Annotated in this window: 13 protein-coding genes and 1 pseudogene; 6 read left to right on the forward strand and 8 right to left on the reverse strand. The window is 37.7% G+C overall.

Annotated elements, in window-relative coordinates:
- Nucleotides 1–1,770: a mechanosensitive ion channel family protein gene (locus ACY650_RS02425; RefSeq protein ID WP_462251375.1), complete on the reverse strand. Its 1,770-nt coding sequence runs from the start codon at nt 1,768–1,770 to the stop codon at nt 1–3.
- 108 nt (nt 1,771–1,878) lie between these two features.
- Entirely contained in the window at nt 1,879–2,304 is a 426-nt protein-coding gene (locus ACY650_RS02430; RefSeq protein ID WP_462251377.1) for an FKBP-type peptidyl-prolyl cis-trans isomerase, read from the reverse strand.
- A 134-nt stretch (nt 2,305–2,438) separates the two neighbouring features.
- Between ACY650_RS02430 and ACY650_RS02435 the strand changes: the two genes are divergently transcribed.
- From ACY650_RS02435 to ACY650_RS02445, 3 genes are all read left to right on the forward strand, one after another.
- Nucleotides 2,439–3,146 (forward strand): pirin family protein, encoded by a 708-nt coding sequence (locus tag ACY650_RS02435; protein WP_462251379.1) that lies wholly within the window; start codon nt 2,439–2,441, stop codon nt 3,144–3,146.
- 3 nt (nt 3,147–3,149) lie between these two features.
- Nucleotides 3,150–3,638 (forward strand): VOC family protein, encoded by a 489-nt coding sequence (locus tag ACY650_RS02440; RefSeq protein ID WP_462251381.1) that lies wholly within the window; start codon nt 3,150–3,152, stop codon nt 3,636–3,638.
- Between the two features lie 115 nt (nt 3,639–3,753).
- A complete protein-coding gene (locus tag ACY650_RS02445) occupies nt 3,754–4,449 on the forward strand; it encodes a hypothetical protein (RefSeq protein WP_462251383.1) in 696 nt (231 codons plus the stop codon).
- A gap of 51 nt (nt 4,450–4,500) precedes the next feature.
- Here ACY650_RS02445 and ACY650_RS02450 read toward each other — a convergent pair whose 3' ends face one another.
- The 5 genes and pseudogenes from ACY650_RS02450 to ACY650_RS02470 form a co-directional block, all read right to left on the reverse strand.
- Entirely contained in the window at nt 4,501–5,841 is a 1,341-nt protein-coding gene (locus ACY650_RS02450) for a RagB/SusD family nutrient uptake outer membrane protein (protein WP_462251385.1), read from the reverse strand.
- 18 nt (nt 5,842–5,859) lie between these two features.
- Nucleotides 5,860–8,658 (reverse strand): annotated as a pseudogene (locus ACY650_RS02455) (SusC/RagA family TonB-linked outer membrane protein); the annotation flags it as partial.
- A gap of 312 nt (nt 8,659–8,970) precedes the next feature.
- Entirely contained in the window at nt 8,971–9,951 is a 981-nt protein-coding gene (locus tag ACY650_RS02460; protein ID WP_462251387.1) for an NADPH:quinone oxidoreductase family protein, read from the reverse strand.
- Nucleotides 9,948–10,286 (reverse strand): arsenate reductase (glutaredoxin), encoded by a 339-nt coding sequence (gene arsC, locus ACY650_RS02465; protein WP_462254383.1) that lies wholly within the window; start codon nt 10,284–10,286, stop codon nt 9,948–9,950. The genes ACY650_RS02460 and arsC overlap by 4 nt, the downstream gene beginning before the upstream one ends.
- The gene (locus ACY650_RS02470) at nt 10,286–11,278 is read right to left on the reverse strand and encodes an acetamidase/formamidase family protein (protein ID WP_462251389.1); all 993 of its coding nucleotides are present in this window, start codon (nt 11,276–11,278) and stop codon (nt 10,286–10,288) included. The genes arsC and ACY650_RS02470 overlap by 1 nt, the downstream gene beginning before the upstream one ends.
- Nucleotides 11,279–11,345: 67 nt before the next feature.
- On the opposite strand from ACY650_RS02470, the gene ACY650_RS02475 reads away from it, so the two are divergent.
- From ACY650_RS02475 to ACY650_RS02485, 3 genes are all read left to right on the forward strand, one after another.
- A complete protein-coding gene (locus ACY650_RS02475) occupies nt 11,346–14,243 on the forward strand; it encodes a VPS10 domain-containing protein (protein ID WP_462251391.1) in 2,898 nt (965 codons plus the stop codon).
- A gap of 124 nt (nt 14,244–14,367) precedes the next feature.
- Nucleotides 14,368–14,703, forward strand: a complete 336-nt coding sequence (locus ACY650_RS02480) for an ArsR/SmtB family transcription factor (RefSeq protein WP_462251393.1) — start codon at nt 14,368–14,370, stop codon at nt 14,701–14,703.
- A complete protein-coding gene (locus ACY650_RS02485; RefSeq protein WP_462251395.1) occupies nt 14,693–15,151 on the forward strand; it encodes an SRPBCC family protein in 459 nt (152 codons plus the stop codon). The genes ACY650_RS02480 and ACY650_RS02485 overlap by 11 nt, the downstream gene beginning before the upstream one ends.
- 71 nt (nt 15,152–15,222) lie before the next feature.
- Here ACY650_RS02485 and ACY650_RS02490 read toward each other — a convergent pair whose 3' ends face one another.
- Entirely contained in the window at nt 15,223–15,765 is a 543-nt protein-coding gene (locus ACY650_RS02490) for an EF-hand domain-containing protein (protein WP_462251397.1), read from the reverse strand.
- Nucleotides 15,766–15,835 lie beyond the last annotated feature (70 nt).

Below are 15,835 nucleotides of genomic sequence, written 5' to 3' on the forward strand. Positions count from 1 at the left end.
TCATAAAGGTGATACTAAATCGATACCTTCATTTTTGAATTTGTCTTGAATATTAGCATGCAATTCTGAATAAGTATTGGGCATCATTTCTGGTGAATCCGTATATGCATTCAACTGATATGAAACATGTCTTTCATTAAGGCTTGTCTGCAAAACAAATGGTTCTTTACTCACATTAACGCCATCAGTAGCAACAGCGGCCTCGATTAATAACTCATGTACCTTCGTCCATGGAACTTCATACCCAATAGTAACGGAAGTATTTAGTATCAAGCCAAGCGCTTTACTACTACTTGTGTAATTAATCGTATGGCCTGTCAATATTGATGAATTGGGTACAGTTATATCCTCATTTTTGATAGTTCTTACTCTTGTAACTAGCAGTGTCTTTTCAACAACTACGCCTGCTACTTCTCCAATTTTAACATGATCACCGATGCGAAATGGTCGCATATAGGTTATTACCAGACCAGCCACACCATTGGCGACAGCTGAAGTCGAACCAAAAGCAACCATTAATGCTAGAAATATTGAAACTCCTTTAAAAATATCCGATTCTGAACCTGGGAGATAAGGATAAACGACAACAAGCATAAATGAATAGACTAGTACCTTACCCAACCTGTATGTAGGTATTGCCCAATCTGAATAAAAGCCAGGCAATTTAAGTGTACCACTCTCCACTTCTGAGGCGATAAACCTCATAAATTTCACTAAGTATACGGTAATCAGATATATAACCGCAATCGTGAATAAGTTGGGTAAGTAATTCCAAAACCCATACCAGGCATTTTGCGCAGGGCTAAGTATCCAGTCAATCAAATTCTGAGCCCATCCCCTGGTAAAAGGGAATAAACCAAATATCAGAGGCAATGAAAGATAAAATACCAAGGCATAAATCGCCCATTTCAAAATGGACATAATGCGGACTGCAATGTCCAAATGAAGAGATGGAGTCAAAATTTCAAAATTCCTGATTTTGAAGCCAGTAAAGTACTTACTCTTATTAACTACCATCCAACCTTGGATGCCATTAACTAAACGCCTTAAAAAATGTAGTACTAGCACTACACCACCCAGAATTAGAAAAACAAGCCCAATCCTTGCTGCCACATTTTCAATATTGCTTTTATTCCGTGACTCTTGAATAAACTCAGAGATTTTTTCCTTGTATGCGCGTGCTAATGATCTCTTTGTTTCTCCTTGCATCCAAAGAGCATCCCAATCAGAAACACTTGTCAATATTAAATTTCTATACATCACATCGAGGGTACCATCATGCTCTTCCAAATGCAGGGAATCAGGAAAAAACAAATCGTCTCGAATCAAGATTTCTATCTTCTCAGTAACATTTAAAGCTCTTTGCCTGGATTGAATTGGGCCTAAACCTGTATAAATAGTAAACAAAGAATCTTGTAGAGGATTTACCACGTGCCCTCTATTGCCAGCACTTAACTCCAGTATCTCTAGTTTTTGTAGTCTATTTCGAATAGAGTCTTTCTCCTCTACCGCATTTATTTGTTCTTGCAGTGATGGGGCATTACCAGCTTGAATAGCTTGTAGTAACTGAATTTGATTGATCAAGTCATTCATTGCAAGCGAGTCTTCTTCCCGCTGTTTACTACTTTCACTCAATAGCCTTTCATATGTTTCTAATTGCTGATTCATACTATTAAGCGTTAGCGCTACAGAATCAACATCTAGACTATCCTGCCCAATTGAGAATTGAATAGTTAATAATGTTAAAATGGTGAAGAATAATTTATGCATGGTATTCTTTACTAGCCGGTTATGTCTCGAGGTTATATTGAAATTAACAAAAGTGACATAAAAAAAGGGCTCTACGAGCCCTTTTTAAATTCTTTATGCAATCTGGAATTATCCAATCTCTACCAATTCAATATCAAATACAAGGTCTTTACCTGCTAATTCATGATTAGCATCTACGGTAATTACCTGATCCGTAACAGCGGTAACGCTCACATAAGTTTGGTGCCCAAGATCATTCGTTGCTACCAGTTTTTGGCCAACTTCTGGATTCATATCTTCCGGTAATTGATCTTTTGGTACTTCTTGAATTAATTCTTCTCTTCTTTCACCATATGCCTCAGCTGAAGGGATAGTCACTGTTTTCTTCTCTTTCAGTTCCATCCCATTCACTGCTTCATCAAAGCCTTTAATCATTTGTCCACCTCCTACTGTAAACTCAAGTGGATCACGTCCTTCAGAAGAATCAAACACTTCTCCAGAAGTCAGTTTACCAGTATAATGCACTTTTACCTTGTCGTTAGCTTTAGCTTTCATTTTTTCTTTTCTTGTAAATAATGCTGCAAAGGTAAGTAATTAAATAAGGGATGTTTTTTTATTAATAATTTATATGTAACTACATTAAATGTATTTACGTATATTTAAAATATTAATACTGAAAGGATAATAAAATGCAAAAAGTAATTCACAAATCAGAGACTAGAGGCACAGCCAACTTCGGGTGGTTGGACAGCAAACATACCTTCAGCTTTGGTCAATATTTTAATCCTGATCGAGTAAGGTTTGGAATGCTGAGAGTGCTCAATGATGATGTAGTTATTGGAGGAGCTGGTTTTCCCACACACCCCCATAGTAACATGGAAATTGTATCTATCCCATTGAATGGATCATTAGCACATAGAGATAGTACTGGTACAGAAAAAGTGATTCAGATGGGCGAAGTACAGATAATGAGTGCAGGTAGTGGTATCACTCATTCGGAGTACAATGCCAGCAAAACAGATGAAGTAAATTTTCTTCAAATATGGGTACTTCCTAAAGAAGAGAATATTACTCCTAGATATGATCAGAAGCTCTTTGATGCAAAAGACCGAAAGAATAAATTCCAAACTGTGGTTTCTCCAAAAGAAGACAACTCTCTTTGGATAAATCAAGACGCCTGGTTTTCTCTAGCAGATATTGACGCAAATACATCAATATCTTATAAAGTAAATCAAAGCGGAAATGGTGTCTATATCTTTTTGATTGATGGAGAGCTAGAGATTGATGGCACACTGCTAAATAAAAGAGACGCAGCAGCAGTCACGGATACAGAAGTGTTAGATTTTAAAGCTAAGAATGGCTCTAAAGTATTATTAATTGAAGTACCAATGAATTAAGCCATGGAAGAATATAAAATACCTTCGAAAACAAGTATTGGACATGTTCATCTGAAAGTCTCCAACATTCAAAAGTCACTTGATTTTTATTGTGGACTATTAGGGTTCGAGTTGATGACAACATATGGCGAAGATGCTGCCTTCATTTCAGCAGGTGGCTATCATCATCACATTGGTCTTAATACCTGGATGAGCAAAGATGGAAATCCTCCATCAAGGGATAATACAGGACTATTTCATGTAGCGATACTCTTGCCATCAAGAGAGGATCTTGCAATTTTAGTAAATCGTTTAAGGGAAGCTAAATATCCAATCTTGGGGGCATCTGATCATGGAGTATCAGAAGCTATCTATTTAAACGATCCAGATGAAAATGGCATTGAACTATATGTCGATAGACCTAGAGCTGAGTGGCCAATGATGGAAGATGGAAGTTTGAATATGTATACGAGGCCATTAGATATGCAAGATCTATTAAAGAATGTTAATTAATTAATCATCTTTTATCAATAATCGTATTTGAATTAAGAATTAAAGCATTCGGGAAAACAAACCCTTTTGCTTTAATTCGTTTAATCACTTAATCTCACTACACTTAACTATTCAAATGCTTATCAAAAAAAGGATTCTAACTCTTGCAATACTGACTTTTATCCAATTTCCAAATTTATATGCTCAAATACCTACGTTAAATCCATTCTTTTTCGGAGATAGCTCCAAGGAATCAAAGGTCACTCCATCTAACCTTACCTCTATCGGTAAGTACTATTCTGACACCAACTGGAATGCAGGTAATTTATTCCTAAATAATGGTGATTCTCTAGTTGCATATTACATGAGATATGATTTAGTCAGAAATCATGTAGAAATAATCATTGACACAAAAATTAAAGCAATTAATGGGAGCTTCATCGATAGCCTAGAATGGTTTAGCATTGGAAGACTAAGACCTGAAAAATATTTAAATAAGAAAATTACCTCACTCAGAAATGAAGCTGACATTTCTGGATTTACTGAAATCTTATGTGATGGAAAAATAAAGCTCTACAAGTGTAAAATGGTATTTGCACCAAGGCAGGCCACTTCCCCTACTTTGGTAAATGATACTGATAGTGAAGTCCAGGTATTAGAAAAGTATTATTACGAAAAAAGCGGAGAGCTTTTTGAAATAGCAAACAGCAAAAAAAGGAATCTGAATTTCTTAGACACAAAAGGCTTAGACGGTTTTATAAAACAAGAAAATTTGAAGTTTAGCAATGAACGAGACTTAATCGAAATTGCTGAATTTGTTAATAGTAAATAATAAAAAAGGGTGATCTAAGATCACCCTTTTCAATTTTAATTAGATTAACTCTTACTGATTCTCAGCAAACGGAGTAGGAAATTCACTTAATCGTGCATCTCCAGTTCTATCTAACGGCAAATCACTAAGTCTGCTATATCTTCTTAAGTCAATCCAACGATGTCCTTCACCAAATAATGAATATCTCCTCTGCGTGAGCATTTCATCTTCAACTTCAGAATCGTTAGCAGGATTGGCTGTAGATCCACCGAGTCCAGCTGCACCTCTTATAATGTCCAATACTCGAATAGCTTCTGCATTGTCCGTTCCAATGTTTGCTTCAGCATAAATTAGAAGCAACTCCTCATTTCTAATTATTGGCACAGGAGATGTATTTGAAGCATACATTGTAACTTGTCTATCTCCACTTAAACCATCAAATGTTACAGTAATTGGTCCTTCATCCGGATCATCTTCAGGATCGAAAAGACTTGTTTTTGCAGCTACTCTAGTGTCACCAGCTTCAGCATCAGCTTCGAAAGAAGGGTGCGCCATATAGCGTTGCTGATTAGGAACATAGAAAAGTGGATTTGCAATATCATTTCCAGTTAAACCAAAAACGTGAGCAGGTCCTGCATCTAAACTTCCAGTTTCATCCATAAATGAATCTGCAAGAAGGGTTAGTGCGCCAGCTTTATCATCTTGATAGATAGCAGTTCTTGCAGCAATTGCCCTATTGAATTGAGAAAATGCTGATGGTGTTCCAAATCCATTGCTAACCGCAAAATCAAACGAGTCTTCTCCTGCAGCAAATTCACTAGCTGCATTCTGTAACTCATCATTTGCATCATCCAGCATATCACGAATTGCTGTTAATGCAGCGTCATAACCCACAAAAGCTCCTAAGTTATTTGGATCTGCTACATCAATTCTAATTCCATTTGAGAATTGACGATTGGCAACCATCAATAGAGCATATGCTTTATAAGTTCTTGCATAACCTCTATAACCATCTAACGCTTCATTGCTTAGTGCGGTACCAGAGTTGTCAACAGCGGTAATCAAAAGGTTCGCTGACTGAACAATTTTATACCATGCTGAATAAGCTCTAGTAGTTAAGAACCCATTATTATCCAATGGGCCAATTAAGATTTCACCAGTGTATCTTGGGTCTACCTGAGTAAGGTCATTGTACTCTCTACCTAAAATACTAACAGTCTGATAATGGAATCCCATATCATTTCTCATCACCGCCTCTAAACCGGTTGTTAATAATCTCAAATCCTGCTGAGAAGCACCTTCCTCAAAACTTGAAACAGTAGGTGCATTCGGATTAGGTACTTCATCCAATGAACACGCAGAAAGCGCTATTAGGACAAATACAAATGCTATTTTATTATATATCGATTTCATAATTATATGTCCTTTCAATTAAAATTTGATATCTAAATGGAAGTTGATAAACTTACTCGCTGCGTAAGGAGTTACCTCTACTGTATTTGCAAGTACGTTGTTACCGAAGTTAGAAGCTTCAGGATCATAGCTATTGTAGTCAAAGATGTTAATTAAGTTTCTTCCAGAAACTCCTACTTTAACTTGCTGCAACTGAGGAATTAGATCACTCGGAATAGTGTAGAATAATCCAATTTCACGAAGTCTCATATAACCAGCATCTTCAATCACTGGATCTGGATTTGCAAATGCCTGACTAGCTCTATAGGCTCCATTTGTTAGTGTACCACTTGGATCTAAACCAGTATCATCATAATCCCAAGTTGTTCCTGCTAAATCATAAAGTAGAGTTGTCAAGTTGATTGCATCTCCACCTTTTTTCCAGTGCCATAGGAATGTCAAATCAAAGTTTTTATAGCTAATAGAGTTGAACCATGACATTTGAAAGTCTGGCTCTGCATTTCCATAAACAGCAAAACCATCACCATCAGGGTCACAATTATCACAATCTGCAGCTATATAAGTACCTACTATTTGTGTAGCACTTTCGCCTTCTTTGATAAGGTATGTACCTAATGAAGCTGCAAATCCACCAGTAGTAAATGCAGGCACATCAAGCTTAGTTACTTTAGACTTGTTCTTCCACCATCTTAAAGTTGAATTCCAAGTTACATTGTCATTCTGAACAACAGTCGCATTTAACCCGATCTCAACTCCTTTATTTTCTAGTTCTGCACCATTTACTACACGATTTGTAAATCCTGAAGAAGGCTCATTCTGTGCTTGAAGCAATACGTCTTTAATTTTCTTGTTGTAGTAATTAACAGTCAAACCAATTCGATTATCCAACAAACCAATGTCCGCACCAATTTCTAATTCTGTCTGTCTTTCCGGCTCAACATCCACATCTCCAAGCAAGTTTCCAGGAGACACACCAGCGTTTCCATTGATAAACTGCGGATTAGTCAAAATAAACCTTTGATTAAACTGAGAGAATCTTCCAGATTCACCATATGCAACTCTTGGTTTGAAATTATTTAAAACAGGTACATTCCAAAAATCGAACTCGTGAAGGTTAATAGCTAAACTAGCTTTTGGATAGTAATAAAGCTTATTAGCATCTCCATTGTTAGTTGATTTATCACCTCTAACTCCAACTGTTGCGATGATCTTATCCTGATAATTAGCCTCCTCTTGAACAAAGAAACCTTGATCTTCTTGAGGTGTGATTATCTGTTGAACACCAACATTTGCCGACTGGCCCAGATTAGTTTGTGAACCATTCAAACCAGTAGCAGTCGTAATCACAGTATTCTTATCGAAATTCTGTAAGAATGAACCAACTTGAGTTGTTAGGCTTAGTCCATTATCCATAAAATATGAGTGAACTAAAGAAGCTGTCATATTATAGTTGGTATTAATGGTAGACCCTGAAATTGCCGCACCGCCAAGTGAAGTAGTTGGTCTAAAGTACGAAAGGGTTCCAGGGAAAGTACTGGTGGTCCTTAGTGTATATTGATCAATACCCCCTTGTAAAACAAGTTTAAGTTGGTTATCATCTTTAGTAAGAATCTTAACATTAGTTGTGATACCACCAATGTATCTATTTACTTCCTCACGGTTAGTAGTTACAGCAATAGTTTCTAGCACGTTAGATCCTGCTGGACCAGCTGGATAAACTCCATTAACTGGTGTTAGATCTTGCCATGGATACGTAAATGCTAATGCATAACCAACAGTTCTGTTTTGGTTACCATTGTTAAAGAATCCTTTATCTGTTGTTGAGTTGATATAATTGTTAGTAACATAAATATCAATCCAGTCATTGAATTTATGACCGACATTTAAACGAACAGATTCTTTAGCATAACCCGTATTCTCAACTAATCCAGGCTCATCTTTAACAGTTAGTCCAAAGAAAAAATCAGTCTTCTGATCACCACCTGAAACAGATAATCTAGAAGTCCTTGATACTCTTACATGATCAAAAACAGCTGCCTCATAATCTCTGAATTCACCATTATTAAATGCTGTAACAGCAGCTGGACCTCCAATTGCTGAAACTTCAGATTCGTCCCAATCTCTTAAACCTAGTAATCGTGTTGGAGATCTTAGACCAATGGTTTGAGAGAAACCAACTTGAGCTTTTCCGCTCTTACCTCTCTTAGTTGTAATTATAACCACACCTCCTGCCGCTCGCGAACCATAAATAGCTGCCGCAGATGCACCTTTTAAGATCTCGAGAGATTCGATATCCTCTGGATCTATATCAGCAATTCTGTTCGTAGCATCATCTTGGTTAGTCGATGGATTTCCTCCACCCGCTGCTTCAGAAACAATATTGTTGCCTAGTGATGTTGTGGAGTTATCGATGTAAACACCATCAATGATAAATAGTGGTTGCTGGTCTCCAAAAATTGAAGTTACACCACGCAATCTCATTGAAATACCACCACCTGGTGCCCCTGAATTAGCTCTAATATCAGCACCTAAAAATTTACCGGAAAGTGAACCATCTAATGTTGATTGATTAGTAATTCCAGTAAGATTCTTGGATGAAATAGAAGCCACAGAGTTTGCCAGATTAGATCTTTTAACAGAGGTCGCAAGTCCTGTTACAACCACTTCGTCAAGATTAGTCACATCAGTCTGCATTGAAACATCACCTGCGTCTGAAGCAGCAATCTCAATGCTCGTGTAACCAATAGATGTGAATACAAGTGTTGAGCCCGAAGGTACAGACAACTCATATTCTCCATTAATCCCTGTAATAGTTCCGTTTGTAGTCCCTTTAACTAATACAGTAACTCCCGGTAATCCTTCGCCATTTGCAGCGTCGGAACCGTTCCACTGACCCGAATATCTTGGGCCATCAAGAAACTAATGGGAACCATTAAGGCAAGCACCATTAGTTTTCTTTTTAAGTAGTTTTTCATCATAGTAGAGTTTTTAACTTAAAAAATTTAACAATACGATAAAACTCTCGAAATAATCGATAAATAGCAAAAATCCACCAATGAAAATAGTTGCATAAGCAACTTTCAGTTGTAAAGAAAAATGAACTCAGAATATTATTCTGTATAGAGTTATTTACCCTTCCGTCTTCAAGATAATCTTTCCTTTAACTGTTCGATCTTCAATGCTTCGCAAGGCATCTCCTGCGGCATACAAAGGGTATACATGATCAATTTGAGGTTTAAACTCCCCAGATGAAAGCCATTTAAGTAACTGTTGGATGTTATTTCTATTCTCCTCTGGGAATTTTCTAAAGAAATTTCCCCAAAAAACTCCTGTTATAGAAGCGCTTTTCAAAAGAGGAAGATTCCATGGTATTGCCGGGACTCCACCTGAGGCAAAACCTATAACGAGGTGTCTTCCCATTGGTGCTATGGCTCTAAATGCTTGCTCCGAATAGTTACCACCTACTGCATCAAAAATAACATCGGCTCCTTTGCCTTCTGTCAATTCTTTTATGCTCGATTTTAAATTTTCTGGAGTGTATTTATGAACAATATCAGCTCCTAGATTTTTGCAGAATGATAGCTTTTCATCAGTAGATGCACAAGCAATAATTTTTGCACCCATTATTTTTCCTAATTGAATGGCAGCAGTTCCCACTCCCCCAGATGCACCCAAAATCACAAGATTTTCCTCTGGTGACAATTGTGCCCTATCACGAAGTGCGTGTATGACAGTTCCATGAGTCAATAGAATAGCAGAGGCATCTTCAAAACTGACATCATCTGGAAGCTTGTGAGTATTGAAGGCAAAGGCATTTGCTTCTTCGGCAAATCCCCCAGCTGTGGTTCCAGCAACAACTCTATCACCCACTTTAAATCCCGTAACTCCAGGCCCAACCTCTATTATTGATCCTGCCACCTCTCCTCCTGGCGAAAAAGGGAGTTCCGGTTGGAATTGATACTTGCCTCGAATGATCAGTGTGTCTGGAAAGTTTACTCCAGCATACGCTACCTTGATACGAACGAATCCAGGTCCAGGAGATTCAATCTCATAATCTCTGTAAACAAGGGATTCCGGACCTCCTAGCTTTTCTACTAATACTGCTTTCATAATAGTTCAAGTACGTTTTCAGGTGGCCTTCCAATCACCGCTTTATCTCCCTCAATTACGATCGGGCGCTCTATTAATTTAGGATAAGCAATCATTGCCTCAATCCATTGATCATCAGACAGACTTTTACCCTTGAAATTATTTTTAAATTCTGCTTCTCCCTTGCGAATAAGCTCCTCAGGGCTAATTCCAAGCAATGCAATCACATTTTTTAGCTCTGCTTTTGTTGGTGGTTCTTTCAAATATTCTTTTATGATAAAATCACCTCCATTTTCTTCAATGAGTGCAAGTGTTTGTCTACTCTTCGTACATCTAGGGTTGTGGTATATCGTCATCATCTATTTAGTACCTCCTTATTTATTGACATTGTGACTAGCATATGTGGGACATCTACCACTTCTGCAATTTTGAGATCACCAGCTAGCGAACATAACATATAGGCGTCATTGCTGCTTAACCCATGCTCTTTAACCAAATATGCTATCATGTAGCGAGTCGCTTTTTTGGCCGCCTCATCAATGGTCGTCCCATAGGCTGTAACGGCATAAACATCATCATTCTCGTATTGCGGTTCTTGAATGCTTGATCCTTTTAACAAATTAATCTCAACTAAGAATTTCATTGGCGCCTCAATAGCTGTTCCACACACTTCTCCCAAACCCTGAGCTGCATGAGCATCGCCTATCGAAAATAACGCACCCTCAACAAAAACAGGTAGGTAAACAGTCGTGCCTTCCACTATGTTGGGATCATCCATATTTCCACCATTTGCCCTAGGAGGAATAGTTGACAATAATGAATCGGTGTTAGGCGCAACGCCAAGTACTCCAGGGAAAGGCTTCAATGGAATATTGATTCCATCTGCAAATCGAACATTATTCTTTCCTGAGAGCTCAAAAGTTTTCAAATAAGGCTCCGTAAACTCATCAGCCAGAAAACCAAAACCTGGTAAAATTGCTGTCCAACCCCATTCTCCTATCTCTATTTTATGTAAGGTTACTGCGATTACATCTCCTGGCTGAGCATCATTAATATAGATGGGCCCGGTGAGCGGGTGAATTGGATCAAAACTTAAACTCATCAAATCGGAAGTATCTGAGTCTAGTGTAAGTTGCCCATCAGTGGCTTCTTGTGTGCTTATTTCAACAACATCGCCAGAATTAATTTTTAAGACTGGCTCTATGGATTTACTCCATTTGTTATGCGTTTGGCTGGATGATAAAACGTGATTTGCTTCCGGGATAATTTTCGTCTCTACTTCATTTTGAACCTCTCCTGCAGTGGTGCATCCATAGATAACCACTAAAATGCAGATATACTTCTTCATATGTTTTATGGTTGGTTTCAGCGTGTATAAGTTTTATACTTACTAACTTATTAAAAAATCTAACCTCATGAGAATCATTTATCTACTTCTCTTTTTGAGTATGGCTATAGTAGTGCCTGCCCAGAGAAAGAAAAAAACAAACGAAGTACCACCACCGACTTCAGCTAAGGAACGCTGGGCAGGATATGAAAGAAGATTAAATCTTGAAAACAGCTCATTAGTCAAGAATGTGCCATTTAGAAATGTTGGTCCTACAGTGATGAGTGGTCGTGTTGTCGATCTAGAAGTAGATCCTGATGATCCAACCCATTTTTATGTTGCATATGCTTCTGGATCTTTGTGGGAAACTACAAATAATGGCACTTCCTTCAATCCAATTTTTGACAATCAAATAGTAATGACAATCGGAGATATTGCTGTTGATTGGGATAATTCAATCATATATGTAGGTTCAGGTGAAAATAATTCAAGTCGATCCTCGTACTCCGGTTTTGGTGTTTTCAAATCAAATAATAACGGAGCAAACTGGGAAAATATAGGCTTAACTGAGACTCACCATATTGGAAGAATCTTAATCCATCCAGAAGACCCAAATACCCTTTGGGTAGGTGCTCTTGGTCATTTGTATTCAGAAAATGCTGAACGCGGAATATTTAAAACTAGCGACGGCGGTAAAACCTGGACAAAGACATTATTCATAAATGATAGAACCGGCATTGTTGAAATGGCAATCCAGCCTAACAATCCAGATTTATTGATTGCCGCAGCGTGGGAAAAGGATAGAAAAGCCTGGAACTTTGTGGAAGCCGGACCTGGTACGGCTATATATAGATCTGAAGATGGTGGTGATAGTTGGAACGAAATAGCAGATAATTCTGGATTCCCTGACACAGATGGTACCGGCAGAATCGGTTTGGCTTTCGCACCTTCTTCGCCAAATACAGCCTATGCCATACTTGACAATCAAGATCGGAGAGATAAAGATGAAGATGACAAAAATCAAGGCATAACCAAGGACCAGCTGAGAACAATGAATAGCCAACAGTTCTTAGCTCTTGAAAATAAAGACATTAATGAGTTTTTAGATAACAATGGGTTTCCTGGATCTTACAATGCTGTCGATATCAAAAGAGACATTGAGACAGGTAAAGTGAAACCTCTAGACCTGGTTATATTCACAGAAGATGCAAACTCTCTTTTATTTGACACACCAGTAAAAGGAGGAGAAATGTATCGATCTGATGATGCCGGAAAGACTTGGAAAAAAACACATGAGGATTATATAGAAAGTATGATTTTCTCCTATGGTTACTACTTTGGTCAAGTTCGAGTAGATGCGCAAAATCCTGATGTTGTATACACGATGGGAGTTCCAATTGTAAGATCAGAAGATGGAGGTAAAACCTTTAAAAGTATCAATGAAGATAATGTACATGTTGACCATCATGCACTTTGGGTAAATCCAGATAACCCTAAGCACTTAATTCTTGGCAACGATGGTGGTGTTTACATAAGCTATGATACTGGTGAGACTTGGACCAATTGTAATTCACCTTCAGTTGGTCAATTCTATTCTATTGCGATAGACATGTCCCAGCCATATAATGTATACGGTGGACTACAAGATAACGGTGTTTGGAAAGGACCAAGTACATATGAATATTCAAGAAGTTGGTATCAGGAAGGAAAGTATCCGTATGAGAGATTGATGGGTGGAGACGGAATGCAAGTTGCAGTAGACACGCGTGATAACACTACCATTTATACTGGTTATCAATTTGGCAATTACTTCAGAATAAATACAGAGACTGGAGAGAGAAAATACATTACACCAAGACATACATTAGGAGATGCTCCTTACAGATGGAATTGGGAAGCCCCTATCGCCCTTTCATCTCACAATCAAGACGTGGTTTACTTTGGGAGCAATCGCTTTCATAGATCTATGGATCAAGGAAATAGCTTTGAAACACTAAGCGATGATTTGACAAATGGGGGTAAAAAAGGCGATGTTAGTTATGGCACATTGACTACCATATCTGAATCTCCTTCTCAATTTGGGTTGATATATGTTGGTAGTGATGACGGTTTAATACACAGATCTAATGATGTTGGTAATAGTTGGACAAAAATCACTAATGGCTTACCAAAAGACTTTTGGGTGAGTACAGTTGTAGCTTCTGAACACAAAGAAGGACGTGTTTATGCTTCATTGAACGGATATAGATGGGATAATTTCAAACCGTTGGTATATAAAAGCGACGACTATGGCAATAGCTGGAAAAGCATCTCCGCAAATCTTCCAAATGAACCAATAAATGTTGTTAAAGAAGATCCTGTCAATGAAAATATCATTTATATAGGAACAGATCATGGAGTTTATGTATCGCTTGATGCGGGTAAAAGCTATCAGGCCTTTAGCAAGGGATTACCTAATACACCGGTACACGATTTAATTATACATCCACGTGAAAACGAAATTGTATTAGGAACTCATGGACGTGGAATTTACATAGGCGATGTTTCATTAATTCAAAAAATGACTAGTGAAATTTTAGCTAAAAACCTGCACGCATTTCCAATAGAAGAAAAAGCATTCAGTTCTCGCTGGGGCAGCAAGACCTGGGAGTGGGGAGAAGAAATTTCGGGAGAAATAGTTGTTAACTTTTACGACAAATTGGGTGGAAAAGGAAAAATTGAGATTTTTTACGGAGATGATGTTGTATCTTCGACAGACATTTCTTCAGAAAAAGGCCTAAACATCATTAATATGAGTTTAGTTACCAATGAGTCATTCAAAGACTTACTCGAAGGAGACGAGAAAGAGACATATAAAGCTTCAGAAAATGGTGACTTTCACCTTGTTGCTGGAGAATATACTGTTAGAATAACAGTGGGTGATACTAACGTAGAAACACCACTAACTATTAAGAAACCTAGGGAAAGACCAGGTAGAAAGGAATAGGATTAAAATGCTAATGGTACAAGAACCACCTCAAAAAGAGGTGGTTTTTTTATTTCCTTTAGTAAAATGTAAGCAAATACTTACGTTTTATTTATATATTTGTAAGCAAACACTTACACTTTATATGAGTGGACGAAGAGATGTATTTCAAGCAATTGCAGATCCTACCAGAAGAGAAATAATCAACATTCTTTCAGAAGAACCGATGAATCTTAACTCACTTGCAGATCAATTCGAGATTAGTAGGCCCGCAATATCTCAGCAAATTAAAGTGCTGGAAGAATGTGGGTTAGTGGTCGTCTCGAAACAGGGTCGAGAAAGATATTGTCAAATTCAGCCAGCTTCACTTATTCCTGCTTTCATGTGGATTGATCAATATCGAAAGCTATGGGAGGAAAGAATCGACTCATTTGAAGATTACTTAATGGAATTAAAATCAAAGAAAAAAAATGGAGAATAATATTGAAAACCGAACCATCACCATCAAGCGAACTTTTGACGCTCCAATTGAATTGGTCTGGAAAGCCTGGACAGAAGCTGAACACATTGTTAAGTGGTGGGGACCTAAGGGAATGAGTACCAAAATAGTAGCTCATGAATTTAAAATAGGTGGGAAATGGAAGTACATAATGAGAATGCCCGATGGCGCCGACTTTATCGCCGAGGGTGAATATCAGCACATTGATCCACCTAACAAACTCAAAACAAATGCTAATTTTCTTCCTATGACGGAAGGAGTAACATTAGAGGTTTTATTGGTAGCAAACGAAAATAAAACTGAGTTCACGTTTAACGTAATTCATCCAACAGAAGAGTACAAATTACAACAAGAAAAAATGGGGTTTCAAAACGGATGGGGATCTGTGTTTGATCGACTCGCTGAGCTACTTACTAAATCGGAATTATAATAAAGAATTAGCTTCAAATATCGATATCAAAGAAAGTTGAGCATCATTGGCAATTGGATTTTAAGAATTAGCTACCCATTTTTCCAATCTCCAAAAATCCAATTTCCTGGTGCTGATTCATCATCAGACATAAAAAAGTCTTCAAAAGCTTTCACAAGTTCACCACCGCTTATTCTTCCATCACCATTGATATCAAGCTTATCAAATGCCTTTTTAGCAACAGACATATAAAGCCCATAAGCTTTGAACATATCAAGGTATTCTTGCTCATCAATATATCCATCACCGTCTTGATCAAATAACGAAAATAGATACGTTGAAGATTGATTGACATAATCATTCGGCCTGGCTAGAACAACCTCATCAAAAAACCTCAACCATTCCTTTATTGAAAGTTCAGCTTCCTCCTTATTGATATCTCTAAGAATTTGAACAAAAAGCCCATGCGCCTTCAATTTTAACATCAATCGTTCGCGCGCATTTTGACTATATCCAATAATGTCGCTCATGGTTTCTCCTACGAGCTCAAAGTCATCTTTTTCAAGAATTCCATTTCCATTATTGTCTAAGACATTGAAAAAATGCTGAATTTTTCGTTTTTGCAGTTCAGTCATAGACGGGGGATTTGGGATGAAAGTTAACATGAGATTTAACCGAACCCACTAAAATTTCGACAAAAGAAGT

This window comes from Ekhidna sp. (genome assembly GCF_963691765.1).
Taxonomy (GTDB): Bacteria; Bacteroidota; Bacteroidia; order Cytophagales; family Cyclobacteriaceae; genus Ekhidna.